Source organism: Bradyrhizobium sp. WU425, from assembly GCF_021052305.1.
GTDB classification, from domain to species: Bacteria; Pseudomonadota; Alphaproteobacteria; order Rhizobiales; family Xanthobacteraceae; genus Bradyrhizobium; species Bradyrhizobium canariense_D.
On the sequence record NZ_CP088089.1, the window covers coordinates 7,608,058 to 7,633,307 of the forward strand.

Below are 25,250 nucleotides of genomic sequence, written 5' to 3' on the forward strand. Positions count from 1 at the left end.
CCTTGCCTGATGGCGGAGCAAGTGATGAGCGCGATAGCGGGCGCGCGTTTGCCTCTCAGCTCAGCCGCTCAGGCCGGCGGCATGCTGCGTGCGACCACCCGATCGCGCAGCCAGGCGCCGATGGCGGCGCCGACGAGGTAGCAGCCGAACATGGTCAGGCCGAGGTCGAGCCAGTAGCCGAAGCGACCGGGGACCACATGCGCGAACGAGGCCGCGACCAGGCCGGCAACAAGCACGGCGAGCCAGCGCGCGGTCACCTTCGAGGTGCCGTTGCCGCGCTGGACCACCGAGATCCAGCCCATGCAGAAGCCGAGCAGCAGCGAGCCGATCAGCCAGCCCAGATGGAACGAGACGAGATAGGGCATCGTCACCTCACCAGAAATTCGATGCGGCGGTTCTGCGCCTTGGCGTCTTCGCTGTCATTGCCGGCGACTGGCTGCGTGCTGCCGTAGCCGACCGCGGTGAACCGGTTGGCAGGCAGGCCGGCCTTGACCAGATAGTCGATCACCGCCTGCGCGCGCTTCTCCGAGAGTGCCTGGTTGAAGGAATCCTCGCCGTCGGCATCGGTATGCCCGGCGACCTCGATATTGGTGGTGGGGCATCGCAATGCCGTCTCGATCAGATGATCGAGAATGCCGGCGGAATCCGGATCGATCTCGGCGCGCTTCGCCCCGAAGCGAATCTTGGCCTTGGCCAAGAGCTCGGAGAACAATTGCTGGCACACGGTGCCGTCGACCGGCCCGGCCGCGGGCTTCACCGTGATCTCCGGCTTGTACTGCCAGTTTTTCGGAAAATCCTTGCCGAGGCCTGCGCGGATGTCGTTGGCGGCACCTTCATAGAGCGCATCGCCCGACAGCTTCACCTCGCGGTCGGACACGACGAGCGTGCCGGTCGACAGTCGCGACAGCGCGCCGAGCGCTGCGACCACGGCGGGGCTGAACGAGCCGGGCGCGCCGACGCTGGCCTTGAGATTGTCGACGACCTTTTCGTTGAAGAATTTCCGCGACGCACTGGTGGCGATGGCCGCGTGGACATTGTTGGCGGGAACATAGCCGGTCAGCGTCACCGTCGCAGCCACCGGATCCTTGTAAGCCTGGAACACGTAAGGCGGCGCCTTGACGTCGTTGGCGGCGATCGAAAAGCCCTCGGGCAGGTTTTTAAGTGCCGCTGCGACCGCTTCGCGGCCGCCGAGATCGCGCGCCATCCCCGACAGAGTGACTTTGGTGTCTGTGATCGTGATCTTGCCGTCCTTGAGCTTGCCGATCTGGTCGAGCAGCAGCATCGCAGCCGCCTCGAACCGCGGCGGTGCGCCGCGGGCCAAACCCATCTGATCGGCCACCTCGGTGCCGCCGACCTCCTTGCGGGCCGCCTCGGTCAGGCGGCCCTTCATCGACGGCAGGGGCGCAGAGCCTGACAGCGTCACCCGCACCACGTCGCGCTCGGCGTTCCAGACGAAGGGCTTTGCCTCGGGCACGAGGCGGGTCCGGTCGTCGACCAGGCGCACGCCGGGGACGGTCTCGACCGCCACAACGGCGTCGCGGCGCCCCTCCTCAGAAAACGCGTCCGCAGCCAGGCTGACGTCGCGGCCATCCACCGCGATCCGGGTCTTGTCCAGAACGGTATCCTTTAGCGCCGCCGAGCTGCGGGCGGAAAGGTCCGCCTCGACCGGCAAAGTGTTATTCCAGGCCGCAAATCCCCACATGACGGCCAGGGGGATCAGCCCCGGCCACCATTTGCTGGCCCACCTGAAAAGCTTGTGCATTCGACGACCCGAACTCTGGAACCGGAGACAAAACAAACCCTTGGCAGGCTGTCAAACCGGAAATGACGCCCTTCCGAAGGCCGGGCCTGGACAATTGGAATAACTTTTTCTTCAAGGGTTCTTCCGTAAGTTGAAAGCGGAATGCCAAAGTCCGCCAGCGGGTCATGAAACAACTCCGTAACAACGTCATCCGCGCCGGGCTGGAAGCACTCTATTTCAGCGGCGCCCACCACCTGTTGCGTCCGCTTTTGTCGGGCGTCGGCGCCATATTCATGCTGCATCACGTGCGGCCGGCCCGCGGCGCGGCGTTCCAGCCGAACCGGCATCTCGAAGTCACCCCCGAATTCCTGCGTGCCACACTGCGCCACCTGCGCGCGCGCGAGATCGACATCGTCAGCATGGACGAGCTGCATGAGCGGCTGGTGCGGCGCCGGTTCGACCGCCGCTTCGCCGCCTTCACGCTCGACGATGGCTATCGCGACAATCTCGATTTTGCGCTGCCAGTTCTGCGCGAATTTGACGCGCCCTTGGCGGTCTATGTCGCCAGCGATTTCGCGGAGGGGACGGGCCGGCTGTGGTGGGAGGCGCTGGAGGCCGTGATCGCCAAGACCGAGCAGATCGAGGTGACGATCGGCAATGCCGCGCTGCGGCTCGATGCGACGACGCCAGCCGCCAAGCAGGTGGCGTTCGATCGCCTGCACGACTGGTTGCGCGCACTGCCCGGCGAGCACGATCTCAAGCGCGAGATCGAGGCGCTCTGCACGAAGTACGGCGTCGACATGGCCGCGCTGTGCCGCAGCCTCTGCCTGTCCTGGGACGAGGTGAAGACATTTGCCGCCGATCCCCTGGTCACGATCGGCGCGCATTCCGTCAGCCATTGCAATCTCGCCAAGCAAAGCGAAGCGATCGCCACGCAGGAGATGGCCGTGAGCCGCGCGCGGATCGAGCAGGCGCTCGGCCGCAACGTTCAACATCTGGCCTATCCCTATGGCGATCGCGAGGCGGCGGGCGAGCGTGAATTCGTGCTCGCTGCATCCGCCGGCTTCAAGACCGCGGTGACGACGCGGCCCGGCATGCTGTTCGCCGAAAACGCCGGCCGCATGACGGCGCTGCCACGGGTCTCGCTCAACGGCAATTACCAGGACACGCGGATTCTGCCGGTGCTGACCTCGGGCGCCGCGACCGCGATGTGGAACGGCTTCCGCAGGATCGCGGCGGCTTAAATCTCTCCGTCTTGGCTGCCCGAACTCAGGCGTCGTCATGGCGAAAGCCAGGACGACGATGCGGCGCTTTCCTTGACTCCCCTCCCTACCCCGCTCAAAACGTCGCCAAACACCAAGGGAGGCACCATGTTCAACGATCTGTTCTCGCTCAAAGGCCGCGTCGCGCTGGTGACCGGTGGTTCGCGCGGCATCGGCAAGATGATCGCGGCGGGATTTCTCAGCGCGGGAGCCGCGAAGGTCTACATCACTGCGCGCAAGGCAGGACCTTGCGAGGCCACCGCGAAAGAGCTGTCAGGCCGATATGACGGTGAGTGCATCGCGCTGCCGATCGACATCTCGACCGTCGACGGCTGCGACAGGCTCGCTGGCGAAATCATCAAGCTGGAGCCGAAGCTCGACATCCTCGTCAACAATGCAGGGGCTGCCTGGGGCGCGGAGTTCGACGAATTCCCCGAAAGCGGCTGGGACAAGGTGATGGACCTCAACGTCAAGTCGCTGTTCTTCCTGACCAAGGCGCTGGCCAAGCCGCTGCGCGCGGCGGCTTCGCATGAGCGGCCCGCCAAGGTCATCAACATCGCCTCGGTTGACGGCATTTTCGTCAATCCCGGCGAGACCTACTCCTATGCGGCGAGCAAGGCCGCGGTGATCCATTTGACGCGGCGCATGGCGACGAAACTGATCAAGGACAACGTCAACGTCACCGCGATCGCGCCCGGCGCGTTCAAGTCCGACATGAACCGGGCTGCGCGCGACCATTCGGACGAGGTCGCCAAGCGCATTCCGGCGCGGCGGATCGGAACCGACGAGGACATGGCGGGCGTGGCGATCTATCTCGCCTCGCGCGCGGGTGACTACGTGGTCGGCAACACCATCGCGGTGGATGGCGGCGTGGTGTACGCGAACGCGGGGCTGGAGATCGCGGGGTAGGCGGGGGCGCGTCAGCACGACGCCCTCACCTCACACTCCGGTGTCGTCCCGGCCTTCGCCGGGACGACAGGTGAGTATGTAGCGCGGCCGTCGCGCCTCGCTGGCGGCCCTTACGACTCGATCCTCACATATTCGAAATCGCCGGGCTTGTTGTCGATGCCGACTTTCGGCGGTGAGATCCAGGAGGCGAACTGGCCGGTCTCGGTGACGGGCTGCATCAGCGAGGTGATGAAGTCGCCGTCCGCGGTCGAGGGCAGCCATTCGTCCTTGCGCTTCGCCCAGGTGGCATCGTCGATCAAAATGCCGTCGGGCGTCGCGTGGATGCCCTTGAACTCGCCGATATGGCGGTGGAAGGCGACGTTGGGCAGCTTGAGCTGAAACTGGTAGCCCGCGGTCGAGATCACCTTGTTCCAGCGCAGCATGCCCTTGACGCAATCCTGGCTGTAATCGTCGCGCAGGCGCATGTTGAGCGCGGTCAGCGCCGGCTCGTCGACGAGCTTGATCTCGCCGTCGATGAACTTCAGCACCGGATAGGTGGCGTTCTTGAGCTGATGATCGTCGTCGATCTGGGTCTCGTGATAGCGGCCCTTGATGCCGGTGTTGAAGGCGTTCGCCGCGTTGGTCGAGACTTCCGAGCCAAACAGATCGAGCGACAGCGTATAGTGCAGGTTCAGCTTCTTCTGAATGGTCGGCAGGTCGATCACGCCGAGCGCGCGGACCTTCGCGATGTCGGTGGGATCGGTGATGCCGGCTTCGCGCATCGCATCGCAGGTGCGCTGCACGACGCGGGTGATGCCGGTCTCGCCGACGAACATGTGGTGCGCTTCTTCCGTCAGCATGAAGCGGCAGGTGCGCGACAGGGGATCGAAGCCGGACTGCGCAAGCGAGTGCAGCTGCATCTTGCCGTCGCGGTCGGTGAAGTAGGTGAACATGAAGAAGGACAGCCAGTCCGGCGTCGCCTCGTTGAAGGCGCCCAGCATGCGCGGCGAGTCGGCGTCGCCCGAGCGGCGGCGCAACAAATCGTCGGCCTCTTCACGTCCGTCGCGACCAAAGTACTTTTGCAGCAGGTACACCATCGCCCAGAGGTGACGGCCTTCCTCGACATTGACCTGGAACAGATTGCGCATGTCGTACAGCGAGGGCGCGGTCTTGCCGAGATGGCGCTGCTGCTCGACGGAGGCGGGCTCGGTGTCGCCCTGGATCACGATCAGACGGCGCAGCATGGCGCGATACTCGCCCGGGACTTCCTGCCAGGCCGGCTCGCCAAAATGCTCGCCGAACGGCACGACGCGGTTCTCTTCCTGGGGAGCAAGGAGAATGCCCCAGCGATACTCGGGCATCCGCACATAGTCGAACTTGGCCCAGCCGCGCGGATCGACCGAATAGGCGGTGCGCAAGTACACCAGCGATTCCTGGAAGCCTTCCGGCCCCATGTCTTTCCACCAGTCCATGTAGCCGGGATGCCAGCCTTCCAGCGCCTTGAGCACCTGGCGGTCTTCGGCCAAATTGACGTTGTTCGGAATCTTGGTCGAGTAGTCGACGTTCATGATGTTCACGTTCATGGCCGTGCTCCTTGGATTTCTTTCGTCATGCCCGGCCTTGTGCCGGGCACCCACGTTCTTGCTTGCTCAGCCAAGGACGTGGATGGCCGGGACATTCTGTACGAAGACGCGCTTCGCGCTTTTGCCCGGCCATGACGCAGCAAATGTCGTCACACCCGCGTCATATCGAATTTCGGCTTCTGGCCGCTGCCGTAGCGGCGCAGCGCGCCTTCCTCGCCGATCGCGTTGGGGCGCTGGAATATCCAGTTCTGCCACGCGGTGAGGCGCGAAAAGATTTTCGATTCCATCGTCTCGGGGCCGACGAAGCGCAGGTTGGCTTCCATGCCGGTGAGGCTGTCGGGCGAAAAGCTGGCGCGCTCCTCCAGGAACACGCGAACCTCGTCGTCCCAGTCGATGTCGTCGAGTGCGAAGGTGACGAGACCGAGCTCTTCGGCCTGCTCGGCGTCCAGCGCGGTGCCCATCGTGGCTTCCGCGCGTTCCACATCGGACGGATCGGCCTGGAAGCGCGACTGAAGCCGCGTCAGGCCATGGCTCATCGGATACGGGCCAAAATTCATCGCTGACAGTTCGATCGACGGCGGCGGGCGGTTGTCGCCCTGGCGCGTGCCGATCAGCATGTAGGAGCGGTCGGCGGCGAAGACGAGCTCGGCGAGCGTGCCGGCGAAGCAGGAGCCGGGCTCGACCAGCGTCACCAGCGTGCGCGAGGTGACGTCGATGCGCTTCAAGACGCGCTTCCAGTAGTGTCTGATTTCGTTGACCAGCCAGTGCGCCTTGTTGGCTTCGAGGAAGGTATCGCAGGCAAGCACATGGGCGCGGTCGCCATGGCTCTTGAACACCAGCATGGCGATCTCGAGTTCGTTGATGCGCAGATGCAGGATGGCGTCTTCGAGTTCGCGCGCGACCTGGAGCGGCCAGAACGCGACACCCTGCGCCATCATCCCGTCGATATCGGCGGGTGGCGCGGCTTCAGGCGCCTTGATCGAGATCGTGGCGATGCGCGCGGCGCGGTCGATGTCTACGGTGACAAAGCCATAGCGCAGGCTGGTCTCATCGATGATGCGCTTGAGCGGCGTCAGCGCGATGCCCTTGCCGCTGCCCTTGCGCTTCGAGGCCTGGGCGAATTCCCTCGCGCGCTCGGCAACCTTGCCTTCGAGCTTGCTGTTCGGCGCGATCTCGTCGACCAGGCGCCATTGCACGGCGCGCTTGCCCTTCACGCCTTCTTCGATGGTGCAGAAGAAATCGGCGTGATCGCGGCGCACCTTGCGCTTGTCGACCACACGCGTGAGGCCGCCGGTGCCCGGCAGCACCGCGAGCAGCGGCACTTCGGGCAAGGCGACGGCGGACGCGCCGTCATCGGCAAGCATGATGTAGTCGGTGGCGAGCGCGAGTTCATAGCCGCCGCCGGCGGCCGAGCCGTTCACGACGGTGATGAAGCGCTGGCCGGAATTCTCCGAGGAGTCTTCCATGCCGTTGCGGGTCTCATTGGTGAACTTGCAGAAATTGACCTTGTGGGCATGCGTCGAGCCCGCGAGCATGCGGATGTTGGCGCCGGCGCAGAACACGCGGTTCTTGGCCGAGCGCATCACCACGACCTTCACCTCGGGGTGCTCGAAGCGCAGGCGCTGGACCGCATCGGCAAGCTCGATGTCGACGCCCAGATCGTAGGAATTAAGCTTGAGCAGATAGCCCTCGAACAGGCCGCCATTCTCGTCGACGTCCATGGTGAGGGTGGCGACGTCACCGTCAACCGCGAGCTTCCAGTGCCGGTAGCGGGACGGGTCGGTCTGGAAATCGATGAATGTCGCGCCGCCTGCGAGGCGCCGATTTTCCTCGGCCATGGGCCACCCTTGAGTTCGTCTTGGTTTACCGTTAGATGCACAATAATGCATATTGTTGCGCGCGTCTAGACTTTAACGGCCCATACATGCATTTTGTTGCATGCCCTCTCCTAGGGCCGCTGCTGCAAATTGCTCAATCGCGTGAAGCGTCGCTCCCGGAGCTTCGCGATGCGGAGAATGCGCCGCGCCTGACATGACTTTCAAATCGACCGGGCAATAGCATTCGTGCTGCGCGATCTCGGCCTGACGCAGCGTCCCGTATTGGTCGTCCACGCCTTGAAGGATCAGGACGGGAACGCGGATATAAGCGAGATATTCCGAGATATCCCAGTCGCGGAATTTGGGATCGAGCCAGGCGGCGTTCCAGCCGTAGAAGGCGTTGTCGACGTCCGTGTGCCAGCGCGCGAGCTTTGCCTTCAGGTCGGTGGTCTCAAATGCCGTCTTGATGTCCGCAATCGACTTCACCGAGATGCCCTCGACAATGAAATGCGGCGCGATCAGTACGAGGCCGTTCAGACGATGATCCTGATGCGCGCCGGCATAGATCGTCGCGATCGACGCGCCGTCGGAATGGCCGAGCAGCAGGCCACGCCTGAAGCCGATCGCGTCGAGGATCTTCGGCAGCACGTCGAGTGCCTCGCGCTGCATGTAGTCGAGCGGCCGCGGCAGCGCGACCTTGCTCGACTGGCCGTAGCCCGCGCGCGAATAGACGAAGATGCCGGCGGAGGTCGCCTCTCGCAGCTTCTCGGGGAAGTCACCCCAGAGCCCGACCGAGCCGAGGCCTTCATGCAGCATGACGATGGTCGGTGCATCGGCGGATTGCGGCGCCAGCCATTTGTATTCGAGGCTGGCGTCGCCGATGCTGAGAAAGCCGGTGGGGGCGAGGTCGGTCATGCTCTGTCGCTCTTCTCTCTCCGTCGTCAAGCCCGGCCATGACGACCTGTTGTCAATTCGCCCCGTCCCGCAGCTTGAACCGCTGGATCTTCCCCGTCGCCGTCTTGGGCAAGGAATCAACCACGTCGATCCAGCGCGGATATTTCCACGGGCCGATCTTCTGCTTGACGTGATCCTTGAGCATCTCCTGCAGGCCCGCCGTCGTCGCGCCGGGGCGCAGCACGACGAAGGCCTTGGGCTTCAGCAGACCTTCCGGATCGGCTTCGGGCACGACGGCAGCTTCCAGCACGGCGGGATGCGTGATCAGCGCGCTCTCGACCTCGAAGGGCGAGACCCAGATGCCAGAGACCTTGAACATGTCGTCGGCGCGGCCGCAGAAGGTATAGCGGCCCTCGGAATCCCTGACATATTTGTCGCCGGTGCGGGTCCACGGCCCCTCGAACGTGCGGCGGCTCTTGTGGCGCTGGTTCCAGTACCCCTCGCCGGCGGAGGGCGCATCGACCAGGAGCTCGCCGACCTCGCCGTCGGCGACATCCTGTCCGGCCTCGTTGACAAGCCGCACCGCATAGCCGGGCACCGGTTTGCCGGAGGAGCCGTATTTGATGTCGCCGGGCGCGTTCGACAGGAAGATGTGCAACAGCTCGGTCGAGCCGACGCCGTCGAGAATATCGACGCCGAAGCGCGTCCTCCAGCTGTTGCCGACGGACTCCGGGAGCGCCTCGCCGGCCGAGGTGCAGATGCGAAGCGACTTGCCGCCGCGCTCGCTCTTCATCGCTTCGTCGTTGAGCATCGCCGCGAACAGGGTCGGCACGCCGTAGAAGATCGAGGGATTGTAGCGGTTCATCAGGTCGAACATGCGTGCGGGCGTCGGCCGTTCGCTGTTGAGCACCACGCTGGCGCCGACTGACATCGGAAAGGTCAACGCATTGCCGAGGCCATATGCGAAGAACAGCTTTGCCGCGGAAAGACAAACGTCGTTCTCGCGAATGCCGAGCACCTGCTTCGCATAAGTGTCCGCGGTCGCCTGCATGTTCGAATGGATGTGCCGCACGCCCTTGGGCATGCCGGTCGAACCTGAGGAATACAGCCAGAATGCCGGCTCGTCGGAATGGGTGGCGGCGGTGGTGAACTGATCGCTCTCGTCCGCAATCTCCTCGGCGAGCTGCTTGTGGCCGTTCTGTTTGGCGCCGGAGACCACGACATGCTCCAGATCCGGCATGCGGCCGACGACGTCCTTGATGACGGGATAGAGCGCTTCCGAGACGAACAGCACGCGCGCGCGGCAATCGGCGAGGATGTAGGCGTATTGATCTGATGTCAGCAGCGTGTTGAGCGGCACCGGCACGATGCCGGCGCGGATCGCGCCCAGAAACACGATCGGGAAGTCGACCGTATCCAGCATGATCATGGCCACGCGCTCTTCGCGGCGGACCCCGAGCCGGCGCAGCATGTTGGCGGCGCGCCGCGTTTCGCGCTGGAGCTCGCCATAGGTGAGCCGTGAGACGGTGTCATCGAAGGCGAGCTTGTTGCCGCGTCCCTCCTCGACGTTCCGGTCGAGCAGCCAGGTCACCGCGTTATAGGATCCCTCGCTCACGGACTTCTCCCCTGAATTTAGAATTATAATTCATAGAAAGACACCGCCTCGGCTTGCTGTCAATGCCAGCAGGCACTATGTTTCATTAATACGCGCCGCAGGACCTCTTTAAAAGAAGACATCCGCTCAAGCAGGCCCATGATCCGCAGTCCATGACCGACAGTCCCGACGCCGAATCCCGATTTCTCGAACAGCTCGGCCAGCGCGTGCGCACCATGCGCGCGCTGCGCGGCATGTCGCGCAAGGTGCTCGCTAAGGTATCAGGAATATCGGAGCGCTACATCGCGCAGCTCGAAAGCGGCAAGGGCAACGTCTCCATCGTGCTGCTGCGCCGCGTCTCCGACGCGATGGGCGCGCATCTCGAAGACCTGCTTCCCTCGGCCGATCCGACCCCGGACTGGCAGATGTTTCGCGATCTCCTGCGCAAGGCGACGCCGGCGCAGGTCGCACAAGCAAAAGATCTGCTCGCAGGCGGCAGCGCCTCCGCGCCGCGGCGCGCGCCGTTCTGCGGCATCGCGCTAATCGGCCTGCGCGGCGCCGGCAAATCGACGCTTGGGCGGATGCTGGCGAAGAAGGTCGGCTGGAGCTTTGTCGAGCTCAACAAGGAGATCGAGCAGCAGAACGGGCTGTCGGTCGCCGAGATCATCGCGCTCTACGGCCAGGAAGGCTTTCGCCGCATGGAGCAGGCGGCGCTGCAGCAGCTGCTCGCGCGCCACGAGCTGATGGTGCTGGCGACCGGCGGCGGCATCGTCTCCGAACCTCTGACCTTCGACCAGATCCTGTCGTCGTTCTACACGATCTGGCTGAAGGCCGAGCCCGAGGAGCACATGGCCCGCGTCCGCCGCCAAGGCGATTTGCGCCCGATGGCCGACGACCGCTCCGCGATGGCGGAGCTGCGCAACATCCTCTTGAGCCGCGAGCCGCTATATGCGCGCGCGACGGCGGTGGTGGACACGGCGGGACTGTCCGTCGATGCCGCCGCGGCGCGCCTGGTTGATGCGGTGCGGCCGGTGCTGCAGAACGAAGCGCGCAGCTTCGGGCTGCGCAGCGTGGCGCTGTAGGTCCGAACTCCCATGACCGAGAGCGACGTCGCAATCGCCATGTTCGAGCGGATCGGCGGCAGCGCCACGATCGATCGACTGGTCGATCGCTTCTACGACCGGATGGATACGCTGCCGGAGGCGAAGATCATCCGCGCGATGCATGCGGACGACCTCGGCCTGATCAGGGATGTGCTGAAGCGCTATCTCACCGAATGGACCGGCGGCCCGAAACTCTATTCGGTCGAGAAGGGCCACCCGCGGCTGCGCCAGCGCCACATCGGCTTTGCCATCGGCGATGCCGAGCGCGACGCGTGGGTGCTCTGCATGCGCGGTGCGCTGGAGGAGACGGTTGTGGACGCCGCAGCGCGGCAGGACCTCGACAAGGCGTTGTCCGGCCTCGCCGACTGGATGCGCAACCGCTAGTGATTTTTGCACGGGCGCGTAGCCCGGATGAGCGAAGCGACATCCGGGTCTTCACGATGACTTTCCCGGGTATCGCTTCGCTCACCCGGGCTACAAGAGTTGCGACCGCACCGCCTCCGCGCCCTCACGCAACAGCGGCAAAAATCGCTCGATCAATTCCTGCGCCGGCACGCGATCGACGTGCGCGCCCATGTTAATGGCGGCGACGATCACGCCGTCGTAGCGGCGGACGGGGACCGAGATCGAGCGGAAATGCGGCTCGGCCTCGCGGTCCACCAGCGAATAGCCCTGCGCGCGATCGGCGACGGTGCGCGCGAGCAGCACCTTGGGATCGGTTACCGTCTGCGGCGTCAGCGCTTCGCGCTTCGTCGCCGTCAGGCGCGCAGCAAGCTCGGCATCGTCGAGTTGACCGAGCATGGCGCGGCCGACCGAAGTGCAGAAGGCCGGAAGCCGGTAGCCGATTTCCAATCCGCCCGAGAACATCCGCGCCGGACTGCTGCGCGCGATGAACACGACCTCATCGCCGTCGAGCACCGCGAGCGAGGAGATTTCGTTGGCCGCTGTCGCGACGCGGTCGAGCACCGGTTGCAGGACCGTGACGAGTTGGCTCGACCGCAGATACGACGCGGCGAGTGTCAGCACATGTGGCGTCAGCGAGAACAGCTTCCCGTCGCCACTGACGAAGCCGCCGCGCTGGAGCGTGAACAGCATGCGCCGCGCGGTGGCGCGGGGAAGCTCAGCGGCACGGGCGAGATCGCTCAGCGTCATCGGGCCGGCCGTGATGCCGAAGCATTGCAGCAGGCGCAGCCCGCGATCGAGGCTCTCGACGAAATCCGTCGCGCGTTCGTCGCTCTCGCTTCGCTTCAGCTTGGGCATGGTGTCGGGTCATTCCTGCAAAATAGTGCTTGCTGCCGCGTCAAGGCATGTCATAATTCGCCCATTAGTTCAATAGGCGAACAATCGACTCCATAAAGGATGCACTCGCCATGATGAGCCAGGAGCAGAACGACCTGATCACCCGCACCGGTGCGAAGGACCCCTGCGGGAAGCTGATGCGAAGCTACTGGCAGCCGGCGGCGTTGGTGGACGAGCTCGACGGCGATCGACCGATCCGTCCCGTCAGATTGCTCGGCGAAAGCCTGGTGCTGTTCCGCGACGAGACGGGGCGTTACGGCCTGATCGATCGCCACTGTGCGCATCGCGGCGCCGATCTCGCCTTCGGACGGCTCGAGCATGGCGGCCTGCGCTGCGCCTTCCATGGCTGGCTGTTCGACGCCACCGGGCAATGCATCGAGACGCCGGCGGAGCCGAAGGACTCAAAGCTCTGCCAGAACATCCGTCAGCGCTCTTACCCTGTGGTGGAGAAGAGCGGCATCCTCTGGGCTTATCTCGGCGAGGGCGAGCCGCCGGCATTTCCCGAGCTCGACTGCTTCGTCGCGCCCGGCACGCACACCTTCGCGTTCAAAGGCCATATGGCCTGCAACTGGCTCCAGGCGCTCGAAGTCGGCATCGACCCCGCGCACGCCTCCTATCTGCATCGCTTCTTCGAGGACGAGGACACCTCGACGGCCTACGGCAAGCAGTTCCGCGGCACATCGGCAGGCAGCGACTTGCCGATGACGAAGATTTTGCGCGAATACGACCGCCCGATCATCAATGTCGAGCACACCGAATACGGCCTGCGGCTGATCGCACTGCGCGAGATCGACGAGGAGCGCACCCATGTGCGCGTCACCAACCAGCTCTTTCCGCACGGCTTCGTCATCCCCATGAGCACGGAGATGACGATCACACAGTGGCACGTGCCGGTCGACGACGAGAACTGCTACTGGTACGCGATCTTCACCAGTTATTCGAACCCCGTGGACAAGCAGAAGATGCGCGACCAGCGGCTCGAGCTCTATGAGCTGCCGGATTACAAATCGCGCAAGAACGGGACGAACGATTACGGCTTCGATCCGCACGAGCAGCAGACGGCGACCTATACCGGCATGGGCACCGACATCAACGTGCACGACCAGTGGGCGGTGGAATCGATGGGCGCGATCCAGGACCGCACCCGGGAGCACCTCGGCACGAGCGACAAGGCGATCGTGCAGTACCGGCGCCTGCTGCGGCAGGAGATCGAGAAGGTCGCAGGCGGCGAGAAGCCGATGCTGCATCTCGACGAGGCCACCGCACGTTCGATCCAGGGTCCGGCGACCATGGACGGCATCGGGCCGACCCGAGGCTGGGAGATCTACTGGATGGAGGTCGACGTCAAGCGCCGCCGCAGCGCGCCGTGGACGGCGCCGGTGCCGAAGGAGATCGCGGACAACGTGCATCGCCTGACGGCGGCGGAGTGATAATGCAGTTCGCCGCTAGCGAGGCGAGACGGCGGCTCCACATTCTCCGCTGTCATGCTCCGCGAAAGCGGGGCATCCAGTACGCCGCGGCCTCTCGTGGACACACGGACGTCTCTGGAATACTGGATCGTCCGCCTTCGCGGACGATGACAGTGTGCGCTATACTCTCGCCGAGCAAGAAGGAACTGCCAAAGTGACTTTCGTCGCGCGTCATGCGCTGTGGTCGGATGAGCAGAAGGACGCCGCATTGCGCGTGCGGCGCATCGTCGACGAGAAGAATCTCGAGGTCATCCGCCTCGCCTTCCCGGACCAGCACGGCATTTTGCGCGGCAAGACCATCGTCGCCTCCGAGGCGATCGCCTCGCTGGAGAGCGGCTGCTCCATCACCACCACTATGCTCGCCAAGGACACCTCGCACCGCACGGTGTTTCCGGTGTTCACGTCAGGCGGCGGCTTCGGCATGAAGGAGATGGAGGGCGCGGCCGACGTGCTGATGGTCGCCGATCCCACGACGTTTCGCGTTTTGCCATGGGCGCCAACCACGGGTTGGGTTCTCTGCGACCTCTATTTCAACGACGGCCGTCCCGTGCCGTTCGCGACGCGCGGGCTCTATCGCAAAGTGCTCGACGAGCTCGCAAGTCGCGGCCATGATTTCGTGGCGGGCCTCGAGGTCGAATTCCACATCTTCAAGCTCGACGATCCGCATATGCGCCCGGAGGATGCCGGCCAGCCCGGCACACCGCCTTCGGTGAGCCTGCTCAGCCACGGCTATCAATACCTCACCGAGCAGCGCTTCGACCAGATGGAGCCGGTGCTGGAGATCTTGCGGCGTGACATCGTCGCGCTCGGTCTGCCCTTGCGCTCGGTCGAGGTGGAGTTCGGGCCGAGCCAGTGCGAATTCACCTTCGCCCCGAAGAAGGGCATTGAGCCCGCGGACAACATGGTGCTGTTTCGCTCTGCCGTGAAGCAGATCGCACACCGCCACGGCTATCACGCCACGTTCATGTGCCGGCCGAAGCTGCCGAACCTGTTCGCGAGCGGCTGGCATCTGCACCAATCGGTGGTCTCGCGCGCGACCGGCGAGAACCAGTTCATGGCCAAAGACGGCGGCGAGCCGCTCAGCGCGTTCGCCCGCGCCTGGCTTGCGGGCCTGCTCGACCACGCCCGCGCGTCGACCGTGTTCACCACCCCGACCATCAATGGCTACAAGCGCTACCGCTCCTATTCGCTGGCGCCGGACCGCGCGATCTGGGGCCGCGACAATCGCGGCGTGATGATCCGCGTGCTCGGCGCCGCCGGCGACGCCGCCACGCGCCTGGAAAACCGCATCGGCGAGCCCGCCGCCAATCCTTATCTCTACATGGCCTCGCAGATCCTCTCCGGCCTCGACGGGGTCGACCGCAAGCTCGATCCCGGCCCGTCTGCCGACACGCCTTACGAAACCAAGGCGCCGCTGTTGCCGAAATCGCTGCGCGACGCGGTCAGCGCGCTGAAGGACGATCCGTTCTTCCGCGAAAAGCTCGGGCCTGAGTTCGTCGATTATTACACCCACATCAAGAATGCCGAGATCGACCGCTTTCTGTCCGAGGTGACCGACTGGGAGCACCGCGAATATTTCGAGGTGTTTTGAGCCAGACACGCCCTCACCTCCCCGTGAGGCGACTTCGTCCGCTCAGTTCCGACGACATTTCACCGCTCCCGACGAAGCTATTTTCCAAGGCCCGCGAAAACCGCCGGAAAAATGGGCGGAGTAGATTTGCTCCGTGATCAACAAAGGAGTTCGGTCATGTGGGGTCATCTGTTCAGTTTGATCTATCGCCTGTCCTGCCGCGCCACTCTGATTGAGATCGGGGCGGGTCGCTCGTCGCGATAGAGGCCCAGCGGATTTAGGTAAGAGCGATTGACTAGCGAACGGAGGGTGTCATGTCGCGGCAATGTCGCTGCTGGCAAGCCAAGCCTATGCCGGCGGACCACGGAGCCTTAGCCTTGCGGCGACAAATGCGAGCCAGCAGACCGCCGAGCCGGGAACGACAGCAGCCACGCCGCCACAAGCTCCGGCGGCAGCACCCACGAATGTCCAGACGGCGACCACGGCCCCAGCTTCAACGTCTCCGGCAGCGACTGCGACGACAACCGCGATCGCTCCGGCCGCAACTCAGTCCAGTGCCGCGCCGATTGCCAGCACAAGAGAAACGACCAAGCCGAAACGTCGCCAGCCATCCACCGAGGCCCGCGTGATTCGCGAACTGCATCGGCACGGGATTTACTGGTGATTGCCAATGTCGTCCTGGCGAAAGCCAGGACCCATTACCCCAGGGAAAAGTTGTCGCACGCGGCTGCTAACCGCCAATCTTCGCCAAACTGAATGCGGTGGCTATGGGTCCTGGCTTTCGCCAGGACGATAACGTATGAGCGGCGCCCAGCATCGCGCCCTCACCCTCAAATCCCTAGATATTTGTGCTGCAGATCCGGCTCGGCCAACAGCTCGTCCGAGGTGCCGCTCCATACCGTCTTGCCGCGCTCGATGATGGTGTGGCGGTCGCAGATGCGGGCGAGGTGGTCGACGTTCTTGTCGACGACCAGGATCGACTGTCCCCGGCTCTTGAGCAGCGACAGGCAGCTCCAGATCTCTTCGCGGATCAGAGGCGCCAGGCCTTCGGTCGCTTCATCCAGGATGAGCAGCTTCGGGTTGGTCATCAGCGCGCGGCCGATGGCGAGCATCTGCTGCTCGCCGCCGGAGAGCTGGTTGCCCGTATTGGAAGCGCGCTCGGCCAGGCGAGGAAACATCACGTAGATCGCCGCCAGCGTCCAGGGATTGCTGCTGCCGAAACGATCGGCCGCTGCCGCGACAAGGTTTTCGCGCACGGTGAGGTTCGGGAAGATCTGCCGCCCCTCGGGGACGAGGCCGACACCGAGTTGCGCGATCCTGTAGGACGGCTGCGTCCGCACTTCCGAGCCCGCAAAGCGGATGCTGCCGGCGCGCGCCGGCGTCAGGCCCATGATGGATCGGATGGTCGTGGTTTTGCCCATGCCGTTGCGACCCATCAGCGAGACCATCTCGCCTGATTTGACCGACAGGGACAAGCCGAACAGCACCTGGGACAGGCCGTAGCAGGTCTCGATGCCGTCGACCTCGAGCAGCGTGTCATCCATGGTGCGTCACCACATGGGCCTCGCCGAGATAGGCGCGCTTGACGTCCTCGTTCGCCCGAATCGCGGCCGGATCGCCGGAGGCGATGACGCGGCCATAGACCAGCACGGAGATGCGGTCGGCGAGCGCAAACACCGCCGGCATGTCGTGTTCGACCAGGACGATCGAGACCTCCTTGCGCAGCTCCTGGAGCAGCTGCACCATGCGCTGGGATTCGGTGACGCCGAGTCCCGCCATCGGCTCGTCGAGCAGCAAAAGTTTCGGCTTGCTTGCCAGCGCAACCGCTAGCTCGATCTGGCGACGCTCGCCATGGCTGAGCCTGGACACCAGGACATCGGCACGATGGACGAGACCGACGCGATCGAGCGCGGCATGCGCGGCATCGCGCAGGCCCTTCTCCTTGCGTGCATCGGCGAAGAAGCGGAACGAGGTGCCGGCATGCGCTTGCGCCGCGAGCGCGACATTGTCGGCGGCGGTGAAATCGAGCAGCAGCGAGGTGATCTGGAAAGAACGTGCCAGGCCCAGCGCGCAGCGGCGATAGGCCGGCAGATAGGTGATGTCGCGCCCCGCCAGCGAGACGCTGCCGGAATGCGGCTCCAGATGCCCTGTGAGCTGGCTGATCAGCGTGGTCTTGCCGGCGCCGTTCGGGCCGATGATGGCGTGCAGCTCGCCTGCCGCAACGTCGAGCGAGACGTTGTCCGTCGCAATGATGCCGCCGAAGCGGCGCACCAGCCTGTCGACGCGGAGCAGCGGCTCAGCCACGATTGAGCCTCCCGAGCAGGCCCATGATGCCGCCGCGGCCGAACAGCACGATCAGCAGCAGCAGCGGACCCATGATCAGCGCCCAGTATTCGGTGAGCTGCGACAAGAACTCTTCCAGCAACAAATACACCACCGCGCCGATGACCGGACCGAACAGCGTGCCCATGCCCCCGAGGATCACCATCACCATGAGGTCGCCGGAACGGGTCCAGTACATCGCGGCCGGGCTGACGAAATCGGTGTTGTTGGCGAGCAGCGCGCCGGCGAGGCCGCACATCATGCCCGAGATGACGAAGCAGACCAGCTGGTAGCGTTTCGAGGGAAAGCCGATCGCCTGCATGCGCTGCTCGTTGGAGCGCAGGCCCTGCAGGACGAGGCCAAAGCGCGAATTGACGATGCGCCAGATCAGGAAGACCACGCCGAACAGGCAGGCGAGGCAGAGATAATAGAATTGCGTGCGGTTCGACAGATTAATCAGCCCGGAGAAGTCGCTGCGCTTGTAGACGGTGAGGCCGTCATCGCCGCCATAACGCGCCAGCCCCGAGGCGACGTAATAGGCCATCTGCGCGAACGCCAGCGTGATCATGATGAAATAGACGCCGCGGGTGCGCAAAGACAGCGCGCCGATCACCAACGCATAAAGCGCGGAGGCCGCAAGCGCGACCGGAAACTGGATGAAGCCCGAGCCCACGCCTTCCTGCGCCAGCATGCCGACCGCATAGCCGCCGATGCCGAGATAGGCGGCGTGGCCAAAACTCATCATGCCGCCAAAACCCATGATGAGGTTGAGGCTCGCGGCCGCCAGGGCCAGGATGACGATGCGGGTGAGCAGCGTCAGGATGAAGATGTTGCCGGATGCTTGCGAATAGAGCGGCAGCAGCACGAGACCCGTCAGCAGCAGGACCGTGACGACCTTGCTCACAGTGAAAGCCTTCATCGGCGGTTGGCCGGAAACAGCCCCTCCGGACGCACCACCAGCACGATCGCCATCAGCAGATAGATCAGCATGGAGGACAGCGCGGGCGCGGCGGTGGAGGCCGCGGCGCCGCTCAGCACCTGCCGCAGCAGATTGGGCAGGAAGGCGCGGCCGAGGGTGTCGATCATGCCGACGAAGATCGCGGCCAGGAACGCGCCGCGGATCGAACCGATACCGCCGATCACGATGATGACGAAGGCGAGGATCAGAATGTTCTCGCCCATGCCGATCTGCACGGTGAGGATCGGCGCCTGCATCAAGCCGGCAAGGCCCGCGAGCGCGGCACCGAGACCGAACACCAGGGTGTAGAGCAGCTTGATGTTGATGCCGAGCGCACCGATCATCTCGCGATTGGAGGCGCCGGCCCGGATCAGCATGCCGATGCGGGTGCGCATCACGCCGAGATAGAGCAGCAGCGCAACCAGCAGCGCCACGACGATGATGGCGAGGCGATAAGCGGGATAGTGAATGCCCGGCAGGATCGGCACCGGCACGGTGAGCCAGGCCGGCAGCGGCAGCGCAAGGCCCGCCGGCCCCCAGATCAGCCGCACGGCCTCGTTGAAGAACAGGATCAGGCCGAAGGTCGCGAGCACGTGGTCAAGATGGTCTCGTCCGTAGAGATGCCGCAGCGCGGTCATCTCGAGCACGATGCCGAGCACGAGCGTCGCGCCGAGCGCCAATAGCGCACCGAGCAGGAAGCTTCCGGTCCAGGCTGCGAAGGTCGCGGCGAAATAGGCGCCCATCATGTACAGCGAGCCGTGCGCGAGGTTGACGAGATCCATGATCCCGAACACCAGCGTCAGGCCGGCGGCGAGCAGGAACAGCAGCAGGCCAAACTGCAATCCGTTCAAGAACTGTTCGACGACGAGCAGCATCAAAACTCTTTCAGGCGCACGCAGGTTCGCGCCGATGTTCGAACACGGTCGCCATCAGTGAAAGAGCTCCCCCTGCCTGGACAAGGCGGAAAAATGGGTAATGGCAGTATCGTTCCGAGGCAAGAGCGATTCGACACCCAACATGCACTTTGTTGCATGCCGATGCATCCGATCGGTCCTGGCCCTGCAATCGGTCTTGCAAGAAGACTGCCGCGCAGGATGGGTCAACCTGCCGCACCCAAACGGATCACCCTCCCTCCGTTGCGGGAGAGAGGGTGTGAATTCGTCGCAACGTGTGGATGGAGACGCCTAGTGCGACGTCATCTGCCGGCGAAGGTCATCCGGCTCGGCAAGCACGCTGTTGGCCGTCGAGGCCTCCAGCGCCGCCATCCGGAACAGATAGGCGAGCGTCGCCAATCCGGTGTCTTCCGCCATCTGCGCGAGTTCGAGCGCCATGTCGGACATGTAGCCCAGATTTTCGTCCTTGATCTGCGCCATGATCTGGCTGTCCCGCATCATGTTCGACATCTCAGGCGCTCTTTCGTTGCGCGGCAGCGAGGCCGCAGAGGTTGGCAAGGGCGATGCAATTGATACGCGGACCGTCCTGTTGGACGATGGAAGGCACGCCGATGCGATCATGCAGGGCATCGAGCGTCTCGCGGAGAATGTCGATGGTCGCCGCCATGGTCCATGCGTTCTCCACCAGTGCCGGCAGACCGAGCGGGGTCACGACGAAGCCGGCCTCATGAAAGCGCGGCAACCACCAGGTTTCCATGATCGCGCTGACCTGCGCGATCCCCTGACCGAGGCAGAACTCCTGCACGGCCGCCATCAGTTGCAGGTTGAGCGCGCCGTCGCGGCGATCGCGCACGACGAAGTAGCGCGACCATTCCCAGACCAGAGGATCCACCGGGTAGCCGCGCACCGCTGCCAGATGGGGAAAGACCTCGCTCATCATCGAAGGCTTGGTGGTCGGGTAGAGCCGGTGACCGCCGATGACGCGGCGTCCCTCCAGCGCAAGCAGATAAACCGTGTCCTCGTCGTCATAGGAATCGATTTCGCGGCAATCCGGCCTGCGCAGCGTCTCCCAGCGCCGCTCTTCGACGAAGATGTCGTGCCGCAGCCGGAAATGCTGATCGAGCACATCTTCGTAAAGGTGGCGATTTACTGCAGAAATGGCGTGAATCATGAAAACCCCCATTCATCCTCAATGGAGGGCACCCTCTGCGAAAAGAGGATGGTTCGGTATTGGGAAATTTCCCAGTACGTCGCTTAGGGATTGATGATCTTGTTGCGAATCGCCAGTGCTACCGCATGCGTACGGTTGACGGCTCCGAGCTTGCGCCCGGCGGTTGCAAGATGCTCTTCGGCGGTGCGCTGCGTGATGTGCAGGATCTCGCCGATTTCCCAGGCCGATTTGCCCTGCGAAGCCCAGGCGATCACCTCGCGCTCGCGCGGGGTGAGGCGTGCCGAGGGATACGGCGCTGGATCGAGCAGACGGCGAATGTGGTCGAAGCCATACATCGCCATCAGGTGCAGTGCCGGCTTGCTGCGGGGATTGAGGTCGAGATGGACGCCCCCGAGCGACACCGCGGCCTCGTAGCCGGTGAGTCCGTGGATCGGCACAATGAAGCCGCGCGTCATGCGAAAATCGGTGGCGCGGTTCATCACCTCGGCCGCGTTCGGCTCGAGCTCCGCATCATAGGGTGCTTCCGACCATTCGAACGGGTTGACTGACTGGCGGCACAACCGCACCACCGGGTCGAAACGGTCGTAGTTATTTTCGGTGTAGAGACCAAACCAGCCCGCCGGCCAGCGCTTGGCGAGCACCATCTGTGCAAACTGTTGGTCGGGATTGGGCAACCCCGTCACGATGATGGTTTCAAAACCGAAGCGACCAAAGGCCGATTCGAGCGCATTCATGGCGTCGGGCACCTTGCGATAGGCCCCAAGCCCCTCGATGAAGTCGAGCGCTTCCCGGCCATAATCCACGGCGGACATCGGTGCGTTTCCTGACCCTCGCTGTGCGATATAGCACGTCTTTGGGCACTGCCTCAATTCACGGATTCCGTAGTTTCCCGGTATCCCATTGACCCCGAAGGCTTAATCTACTTGTGGAAGAAGGGACGTCAAGATACACCTACAATGTCTGAAGCGGGGAAACCACGATGGAAGACGAGGACATCGCCCTCAACAGCGTGCTCGGCCTGGAACTCAACCGCGTATTTTTCGCCGTCCGCGAAACGGCAAACAAGCAGAAGATCATCGAGTTCGCACGCGGGGTGCTGCAAAGCGAGCGCAGCAAGCCGGCAGAGAGCGCCACGCCGGACGGACCGGCGAGCTAGCACGCAATTGCTGTGAGCGCACGAACGGTCCGTTCGGCGCCATGCCTTCCTCTGATGTGAACCGAACAACCGAACGCGAATGTTTCCTTCCTTCTCCCCTTGTGGGAGAAGTGGCATAGGCGGCCTTCGGCCGCCGTTCTTAAAACAAAACGCCGACGCTGCGCATCGGCTATGGCGCCGGATGAGGGGTTGTTTCCACGCGTTCAAATGCGCGAGGCTCGTGCGGGGAGAGAACCCCTCACCCGTCTCGCGCTATCGCGGCGATCCGCCCTCTCCCACAAGGGAAGAGGGAAAGGCAGCGCCGACCACGATTACCTTCGGATGCCCAGGACATGATGACGCTGCGCCAGGTTGAAGTGATCCGTGCCGTGATGGTGACGGGCACGATCGGCGGCGCGGCGAAGCTGCTGAACGTTTCGGCGCCGGGCATCAGCCGCCTGGTGAAATATACCGAGCGCTCGCTCGGCATCCGCTTCTTCCAGCGCCAGAACGGCCGCTATTTCCCGACGCCGGAAGCCGAGAACATCTTCGAGCAGATCAACGGCGTCTACAAGAAGGTCGACGACCTCTCCGAGATCATCTCCAAGATCGGGCGCGGCGGATTGTCGGAATTGCGCATCGGCTCGGTGCCGAGCATTTCGCAAGTCATGGTGCCGCGCGCGATCGAGCGGGTCCGGCGGCGCTATCCGGATTTGGGCATCGACATCAACATCCTCAAGCTCGAGGAAGCCATCGACTATCTCATGCTCGGCCGCGGCGAGTGCGTGGCGATGAGCTATCGCCTGGAGCATTCCGGGCTCGACTTCATGCCGCTCGCCTCGGGCGAGCTCTATTGCATCGTGCCGCCGGGCCACGAGCTCGCCGGCCGCAAGCAGGTCTCCGCCGCCGAGATCACGCGCTATCCGCTGATCGGCATCGATCCCAATGATCCCTACGGGCGGATCATGGCCGAGATCTTCGCGCGCCACCGCCTCGAGTACAACATCACCATCCGCGCCCGCTTCGGCACCACGGTCTGCGCGCTGGTGAAGGCGGGGCTCGGCATCGCCATCATCGACCAGTTCACGGTGGCCCATGGGGGCTATCCCGGCATCGAGCTGATCAAGATCACCGAGCCGACGCGATTCGACACCTATATCGCGGTGAAGCGCGGCGCGCCGCTGTCGCTTCATGTCGAGTATTTCATCGAGTCCCTGCGCGCGGAGATGCGCGCGGTCGAGCCGTCGCGGGGCAAAGGCAGGGCCGCGCCGCCACGGGCGCGGAAGAGATAACATTATGTTAGGTTTGCAGCACAAAAGGGTAATTGTGTTAGGCCGAGGAAAGGCTATCGTTCCTGGGGGAAGCCCCTTGGAATTGGGCGGATCTCCCCGCTAAAGGCCGGGATCAAACGCTCCCAACGAGACGATAGCGAACCATGTCAAAGCGCGGACCCGCCGCACCCAAAAAGCTCCTGACCGGCCTGATCGGCGCACCCATCGCGCATTCTGCCTCCCCTGCCATGCATGAGCGCGCCGCGGAGGGGCTTGGGCTGCGCGGCCATTACCAGCTCATCGAGGTCGCCGGCGCCGACGCGGGCGGGCTCCGCATGATGCTCGAGGGCGTGCGGCGGCTCGGCTTTGCCGGCGTCAACGTCACTTTTCCCTACAAGGAGGCGGTGGTCCCGCTGCTCGATGAACTGGCACCGGGTGCCGCCGCCATGGGGGCGGTCAACACCGTCGTCGTCAGGAACGGCCGGCTGATCGGCCACAACACCGACACGACGGGCTTTGCGCGCGCCGTCGCGCCGCTGCTGGCGGCCTCTGGAAACGCAGTCGCCGTGATCGGCACCGGCGGCGTCGGCAAGGCGATCGCGTTTGCCCTGGCGAGCCTTGACGTGACCGACATCCGTATCTTCGACAGCGAGCCGGCACGCGCCGAAAAACTCGCCGCGCTGCTCGACAAACAGGGTGGCGCCAGGGTCGCCGCAAGCGTCGAGGCCGCGCTCGACGGCGCAACGGGCCTCGTCAACGGCACGCCGGTCGGCATGCTGCCGAACCGGGAAACGCCGGTCGCGCCGACGCTGCTACGTCAAAACCTGTGGGTCGCCGACGCCGTCTATTCGCCGCTGATCACGCCGCTGCTGGCGGCTGCCCAAGCCAAGGGCGCGCGGATCATGACCGGACGGGAGCTTGCGATCTACCAGGCCGCCGACGCTTTCGAACTGTTCACTGGCCTTGCCCCATCCACCGAGATCATGGGAGAGGCATTCGACGAGGTGATGGCGGCACGAAGCTCGGCCTATCACGCAGCGTAACCGAAACGGCCGGACACAAGGCCGCGGACACCATCACGAAACAGGAGGAGAAACCATGAAATCGACTTTGCTGGCGGGCGCCCTGCTTGCCTTCGCGACTGCAACCAGCGTGCACGCCCAGGCGATCAAGCTCGCCGACGTCGCCGAGCTTTCCGGGGGCGGCGCCACCGTCGGCACCAACTGGAAGAACGGCATCGACCTCGCGATCGAGGAGATCAACGCCAAGGGCGGCGTGCTCGGCCGCAAGCTCGAAGTCACTCATGCGGATTCGCAATCCAACCCGGGCGTCGCGCGCGCGCAGGTGCAGAAGGCGCTCGACGCCGAGCCCTATGTGCTGCTCGGACCCGGCTATTCCGGCTCGGTGAAGGTGACCGCGCCGCTGGCGGCCGAAGCCGGCATCGCGCAGATCATGGGTGGCGAAGCCGCCGAGCTGACGCAAGGCGGAAACAAATTCCTGTTCCGCACCTCGTTCGGCCAGCAATCCTCGATGCCGAAGGTCGCCAAATACATTCACGACGACATGAAGGCGAAGTCGGTCGCCGTGGTCTGGGTCAACAATGACTTTGGCCGCGGCGGCCGCGATGTCGTCGTCAAGGAGCTCGACCGTCTCGGCTCCAAGGTCGTCGCCGATCTCTCCACCGAGGCGGGCCAGGCCGATTTCGCCGCCGACGTCGGCAAGATCAAGGCCGCCAATCCCGACGCCGTATTCGTCTATTTGAACGAGGAAGAGAGCGCACGCATCCTCAAGGAGCTGAAGCGCCAGGGCGTCACCGCACCGCTGATGGGCGAGACCACGCTGATCGGCCAGAAGGTGATCGAGCTTGCGGGCGATGCCGCCAACGGCGCGCGCGGCCATGTCGGTCTCACCACCGACGCGCCGGTCGACCTGATCAAGGCGTTTCGCGACAAGTTCGCGAAGAAGTACAATTACGTGCCCGACCATAACGGGCTGAAAGGCTATCTCGCGGTCTACATGGTGAAGGCCACCACCGACAAGATGGGCAAGGTCGATTCCAAGGCGTTCGCCGACACCCTGCATGGCCTGACCATCAAGGCCGCCGACGAGCCGGGCATCTTGATGGACGTCACCTTCAGCGAGACCGGCGACATCGACCGCCAGAGCTTTCTGGTCGAGGTGGTCGAAGGCAAGCAAGTCGTGAAGCAGGTGCTGCCGAAGGTGAAGTGAGGTCTTGCCCTTCTGCCTCGCCCCGCCCTTCGCGGGGAGAGGGAGAAGGAC

General features: G+C 64.2%; 25 protein-coding genes. 11 read left to right on the forward strand and 14 right to left on the reverse strand.

Annotated features, from left to right (window positions below; all coding sequences use genetic code 11):
- Positions 1–68 precede the first annotated feature (68 nt).
- Both BcanWU425_RS36225 and BcanWU425_RS36230 read right to left on the reverse strand, forming a co-directional pair.
- A complete protein-coding gene (locus BcanWU425_RS36225) occupies positions 69–365 on the reverse strand; it encodes a hypothetical protein (RefSeq protein ID WP_085384937.1) in 297 nt (98 codons plus the stop codon).
- A 2-nt stretch (positions 366–367) separates the two neighbouring features.
- Complete coding sequence (locus tag BcanWU425_RS36230; protein WP_204513159.1) at positions 368–1,762, reverse strand: OmpA family protein; 1,395 nt, start codon at positions 1,760–1,762, stop codon at positions 368–370.
- Between the two features lie 164 nt (positions 1,763–1,926).
- Here BcanWU425_RS36230 and BcanWU425_RS36235 point away from each other — a divergent pair, with 164 nt between their 5' ends.
- Together BcanWU425_RS36235 and BcanWU425_RS36240 are read left to right on the forward strand one after the other, a co-directional pair.
- A complete protein-coding gene (locus BcanWU425_RS36235) occupies positions 1,927–2,985 on the forward strand; it encodes a polysaccharide deacetylase family protein (protein ID WP_085349676.1) in 1,059 nt (352 codons plus the stop codon).
- 126 nt (positions 2,986–3,111) lie between these two features.
- The gene (locus BcanWU425_RS36240; RefSeq protein ID WP_204513157.1) at positions 3,112–3,912 is read left to right on the forward strand and encodes an SDR family oxidoreductase; all 801 of its coding nucleotides are present in this window, start codon (positions 3,112–3,114) and stop codon (positions 3,910–3,912) included.
- A gap of 110 nt (positions 3,913–4,022) precedes the next feature.
- Here the strand turns inward: BcanWU425_RS36240 and boxB are convergent, their stop codons facing one another.
- From boxB to BcanWU425_RS36260, 4 genes are all read right to left on the reverse strand, one after another.
- Complete coding sequence (gene boxB / locus BcanWU425_RS36245; RefSeq protein ID WP_085349674.1) at positions 4,023–5,474, reverse strand: benzoyl-CoA 2,3-epoxidase subunit BoxB; 1,452 nt, start codon at positions 5,472–5,474, stop codon at positions 4,023–4,025.
- A gap of 149 nt (positions 5,475–5,623) precedes the next feature.
- The gene (boxC, locus tag BcanWU425_RS36250) at positions 5,624–7,312 is read right to left on the reverse strand and encodes a 2,3-epoxybenzoyl-CoA dihydrolase (protein ID WP_204513156.1); all 1,689 of its coding nucleotides are present in this window, start codon (positions 7,310–7,312) and stop codon (positions 5,624–5,626) included.
- A gap of 72 nt (positions 7,313–7,384) precedes the next feature.
- Positions 7,385–8,206, reverse strand: coding sequence for an alpha/beta fold hydrolase (locus tag BcanWU425_RS36255; RefSeq protein WP_204513155.1), 822 nt, complete (start codon positions 8,204–8,206; stop codon positions 7,385–7,387).
- A gap of 52 nt (positions 8,207–8,258) precedes the next feature.
- Positions 8,259–9,800: a benzoate-CoA ligase family protein gene (locus BcanWU425_RS36260; protein WP_231189529.1), complete on the reverse strand. Its 1,542-nt coding sequence runs from the start codon at positions 9,798–9,800 to the stop codon at positions 8,259–8,261.
- A 152-nt stretch (positions 9,801–9,952) separates the two neighbouring features.
- Here BcanWU425_RS36260 and BcanWU425_RS36265 point away from each other — a divergent pair, with 152 nt between their 5' ends.
- Positions 9,953–10,861, forward strand: a complete 909-nt coding sequence (locus BcanWU425_RS36265; RefSeq protein WP_085349670.1) for a helix-turn-helix transcriptional regulator — start codon at positions 9,953–9,955, stop codon at positions 10,859–10,861.
- 12 nt (positions 10,862–10,873) lie between these two features.
- Complete coding sequence (locus tag BcanWU425_RS36270) at positions 10,874–11,266, forward strand: group II truncated hemoglobin (RefSeq protein WP_204513153.1); 393 nt, start codon at positions 10,874–10,876, stop codon at positions 11,264–11,266.
- A 90-nt stretch (positions 11,267–11,356) separates the two neighbouring features.
- Here BcanWU425_RS36270 and BcanWU425_RS36275 read toward each other — a convergent pair whose 3' ends face one another.
- Entirely contained in the window at positions 11,357–12,142 is a 786-nt protein-coding gene (locus BcanWU425_RS36275) for an IclR family transcriptional regulator domain-containing protein (protein WP_085349669.1), read from the reverse strand.
- Positions 12,143–12,252: 110 nt separating this feature from the next.
- Between BcanWU425_RS36275 and BcanWU425_RS36280 the strand changes: the two genes are divergently transcribed.
- The 3 genes from BcanWU425_RS36280 to BcanWU425_RS36290 all read left to right on the forward strand — a co-directional run bounded on the left by BcanWU425_RS36280 (position 12,253) and on the right by BcanWU425_RS36290 (position 15,884).
- Positions 12,253–13,611, forward strand: coding sequence for an aromatic ring-hydroxylating dioxygenase subunit alpha (locus BcanWU425_RS36280; RefSeq protein ID WP_204513152.1), 1,359 nt, complete (start codon positions 12,253–12,255; stop codon positions 13,609–13,611).
- A gap of 193 nt (positions 13,612–13,804) precedes the next feature.
- A complete protein-coding gene (locus BcanWU425_RS36285) occupies positions 13,805–15,241 on the forward strand; it encodes a glutamine synthetase family protein (protein WP_204513151.1) in 1,437 nt (478 codons plus the stop codon).
- Positions 15,242–15,545: 304 nt separating this feature from the next.
- Positions 15,546–15,884, forward strand: coding sequence for a hypothetical protein (locus BcanWU425_RS36290; RefSeq protein WP_231189532.1), 339 nt, complete (start codon positions 15,546–15,548; stop codon positions 15,882–15,884).
- A 166-nt stretch (positions 15,885–16,050) separates the two neighbouring features.
- On the opposite strand, the gene BcanWU425_RS36295 is transcribed toward BcanWU425_RS36290, so the two are convergent.
- From BcanWU425_RS36295 to BcanWU425_RS36325, 7 genes are all read right to left on the reverse strand, one after another.
- A complete protein-coding gene (locus BcanWU425_RS36295; RefSeq protein WP_204513149.1) occupies positions 16,051–16,764 on the reverse strand; it encodes an ABC transporter ATP-binding protein in 714 nt (237 codons plus the stop codon).
- Positions 16,757–17,524, reverse strand: coding sequence for an ABC transporter ATP-binding protein (locus BcanWU425_RS36300; protein ID WP_018456042.1), 768 nt, complete (start codon positions 17,522–17,524; stop codon positions 16,757–16,759). Before BcanWU425_RS36300 ends, BcanWU425_RS36295 begins: the two co-directional genes overlap by 8 nt.
- Positions 17,517–18,461 carry a branched-chain amino acid ABC transporter permease gene (locus BcanWU425_RS36305; RefSeq protein WP_018456041.1) on the reverse strand — a complete coding sequence of 315 codons (945 nt, stop codon included), beginning with the start codon at positions 18,459–18,461 and terminating at the stop codon, positions 17,517–17,519. Before BcanWU425_RS36305 ends, BcanWU425_RS36300 begins: the two co-directional genes overlap by 8 nt.
- Positions 18,458–19,375 (reverse strand): branched-chain amino acid ABC transporter permease, encoded by a 918-nt coding sequence (locus tag BcanWU425_RS36310; RefSeq protein WP_007615745.1) that lies wholly within the window; start codon positions 19,373–19,375, stop codon positions 18,458–18,460. The genes BcanWU425_RS36305 and BcanWU425_RS36310 overlap by 4 nt, the downstream gene beginning before the upstream one ends.
- 309 nt (positions 19,376–19,684) lie before the next feature.
- On the reverse strand, positions 19,685–19,903 hold the full coding sequence (locus BcanWU425_RS36315; RefSeq protein ID WP_026233073.1) for a hypothetical protein: 219 nt from the start codon (positions 19,901–19,903) through the stop codon (positions 19,685–19,687).
- A gap of 1 nt (position 19,904) precedes the next feature.
- Positions 19,905–20,564, reverse strand: coding sequence for an acyl-homoserine-lactone synthase (locus tag BcanWU425_RS36320; protein ID WP_018456038.1), 660 nt, complete (start codon positions 20,562–20,564; stop codon positions 19,905–19,907).
- An 83-nt stretch (positions 20,565–20,647) separates the two neighbouring features.
- The gene (locus BcanWU425_RS36325) at positions 20,648–21,376 is read right to left on the reverse strand and encodes a helix-turn-helix transcriptional regulator (protein WP_018456037.1); all 729 of its coding nucleotides are present in this window, start codon (positions 21,374–21,376) and stop codon (positions 20,648–20,650) included.
- Positions 21,377–21,543: 167 nt separating this feature from the next.
- Here BcanWU425_RS36325 and BcanWU425_RS36330 point away from each other — a divergent pair, with 167 nt between their 5' ends.
- The 4 genes from BcanWU425_RS36330 to BcanWU425_RS36345 all read left to right on the forward strand — a co-directional run bounded on the left by BcanWU425_RS36330 (position 21,544) and on the right by BcanWU425_RS36345 (position 25,199).
- Entirely contained in the window at positions 21,544–21,720 is a 177-nt protein-coding gene (locus BcanWU425_RS36330; RefSeq protein ID WP_018456036.1) for a hypothetical protein, read from the forward strand.
- 332 nt (positions 21,721–22,052) lie between these two features.
- Complete coding sequence (locus tag BcanWU425_RS36335) at positions 22,053–22,991, forward strand: LysR family transcriptional regulator (protein ID WP_018456035.1); 939 nt, start codon at positions 22,053–22,055, stop codon at positions 22,989–22,991.
- A 143-nt stretch (positions 22,992–23,134) separates the two neighbouring features.
- Positions 23,135–24,013, forward strand: a complete 879-nt coding sequence (locus BcanWU425_RS36340; protein WP_018456034.1) for a shikimate dehydrogenase — start codon at positions 23,135–23,137, stop codon at positions 24,011–24,013.
- A gap of 55 nt (positions 24,014–24,068) precedes the next feature.
- Complete coding sequence (locus BcanWU425_RS36345; protein ID WP_018456033.1) at positions 24,069–25,199, forward strand: ABC transporter substrate-binding protein; 1,131 nt, start codon at positions 24,069–24,071, stop codon at positions 25,197–25,199.
- Positions 25,200–25,250 lie beyond the last annotated feature (51 nt).

Coding starts and splice junctions, on each gene's coding strand:
- BcanWU425_RS36225 (WP_085384937.1), bottom strand. CDS start 365: ATGCCCTATCTCGTCTCGTTCCATCTGGGCTGGCTGATCGGCTCGCTG.
- BcanWU425_RS36230 (WP_204513159.1), bottom strand. CDS start 1,762: ATGCACAAGCTTTTCAGGTGGGCCAGCAAATGGTGGCCGGGGCTGATC.
- BcanWU425_RS36235 (WP_085349676.1), top strand. CDS start 1,927: ATGAAACAACTCCGTAACAACGTCATCCGCGCCGGGCTGGAAGCACTC.
- BcanWU425_RS36240 (WP_204513157.1), top strand. CDS start 3,112: ATGTTCAACGATCTGTTCTCGCTCAAAGGCCGCGTCGCGCTGGTGACC.
- boxB (WP_085349674.1), bottom strand. CDS start 5,474: ATGAACGTGAACATCATGAACGTCGACTACTCGACCAAGATTCCGAAC.
- boxC (WP_204513156.1), bottom strand. CDS start 7,312: ATGGCCGAGGAAAATCGGCGCCTCGCAGGCGGCGCGACATTCATCGAT.
- BcanWU425_RS36255 (WP_204513155.1), bottom strand. CDS start 8,206: ATGACCGACCTCGCCCCCACCGGCTTTCTCAGCATCGGCGACGCCAGC.
- BcanWU425_RS36265 (WP_085349670.1), top strand. CDS start 9,953: ATGACCGACAGTCCCGACGCCGAATCCCGATTTCTCGAACAGCTCGGC.
- BcanWU425_RS36270 (WP_204513153.1), top strand. CDS start 10,874: ATGACCGAGAGCGACGTCGCAATCGCCATGTTCGAGCGGATCGGCGGC.
- BcanWU425_RS36275 (WP_085349669.1), bottom strand. CDS start 12,142: ATGCCCAAGCTGAAGCGAAGCGAGAGCGACGAACGCGCGACGGATTTC.
- BcanWU425_RS36280 (WP_204513152.1), top strand. CDS start 12,253: ATGATGAGCCAGGAGCAGAACGACCTGATCACCCGCACCGGTGCGAAG.
- BcanWU425_RS36290 (WP_231189532.1), top strand. CDS start 15,546: ATGTCGCTGCTGGCAAGCCAAGCCTATGCCGGCGGACCACGGAGCCTT.
- BcanWU425_RS36295 (WP_204513149.1), bottom strand. CDS start 16,764: ATGGATGACACGCTGCTCGAGGTCGACGGCATCGAGACCTGCTACGGC.
- BcanWU425_RS36305 (WP_018456041.1), bottom strand. CDS start 18,461: ATGAAGGCTTTCACTGTGAGCAAGGTCGTCACGGTCCTGCTGCTGACG.
- BcanWU425_RS36310 (WP_007615745.1), bottom strand. CDS start 19,375: ATGCTGCTCGTCGTCGAACAGTTCTTGAACGGATTGCAGTTTGGCCTG.
- BcanWU425_RS36315 (WP_026233073.1), bottom strand. CDS start 19,903: ATGTCGAACATGATGCGGGACAGCCAGATCATGGCGCAGATCAAGGAC.
- BcanWU425_RS36320 (WP_018456038.1), bottom strand. CDS start 20,564: ATGATTCACGCCATTTCTGCAGTAAATCGCCACCTTTACGAAGATGTG.
- BcanWU425_RS36325 (WP_018456037.1), bottom strand. CDS start 21,376: ATGTCCGCCGTGGATTATGGCCGGGAAGCGCTCGACTTCATCGAGGGG.
- BcanWU425_RS36330 (WP_018456036.1), top strand. CDS start 21,544: ATGGAAGACGAGGACATCGCCCTCAACAGCGTGCTCGGCCTGGAACTC.
- BcanWU425_RS36335 (WP_018456035.1), top strand. CDS start 22,053: ATGATGACGCTGCGCCAGGTTGAAGTGATCCGTGCCGTGATGGTGACG.
- BcanWU425_RS36340 (WP_018456034.1), top strand. CDS start 23,135: ATGTCAAAGCGCGGACCCGCCGCACCCAAAAAGCTCCTGACCGGCCTG.
- BcanWU425_RS36345 (WP_018456033.1), top strand. CDS start 24,069: ATGAAATCGACTTTGCTGGCGGGCGCCCTGCTTGCCTTCGCGACTGCA.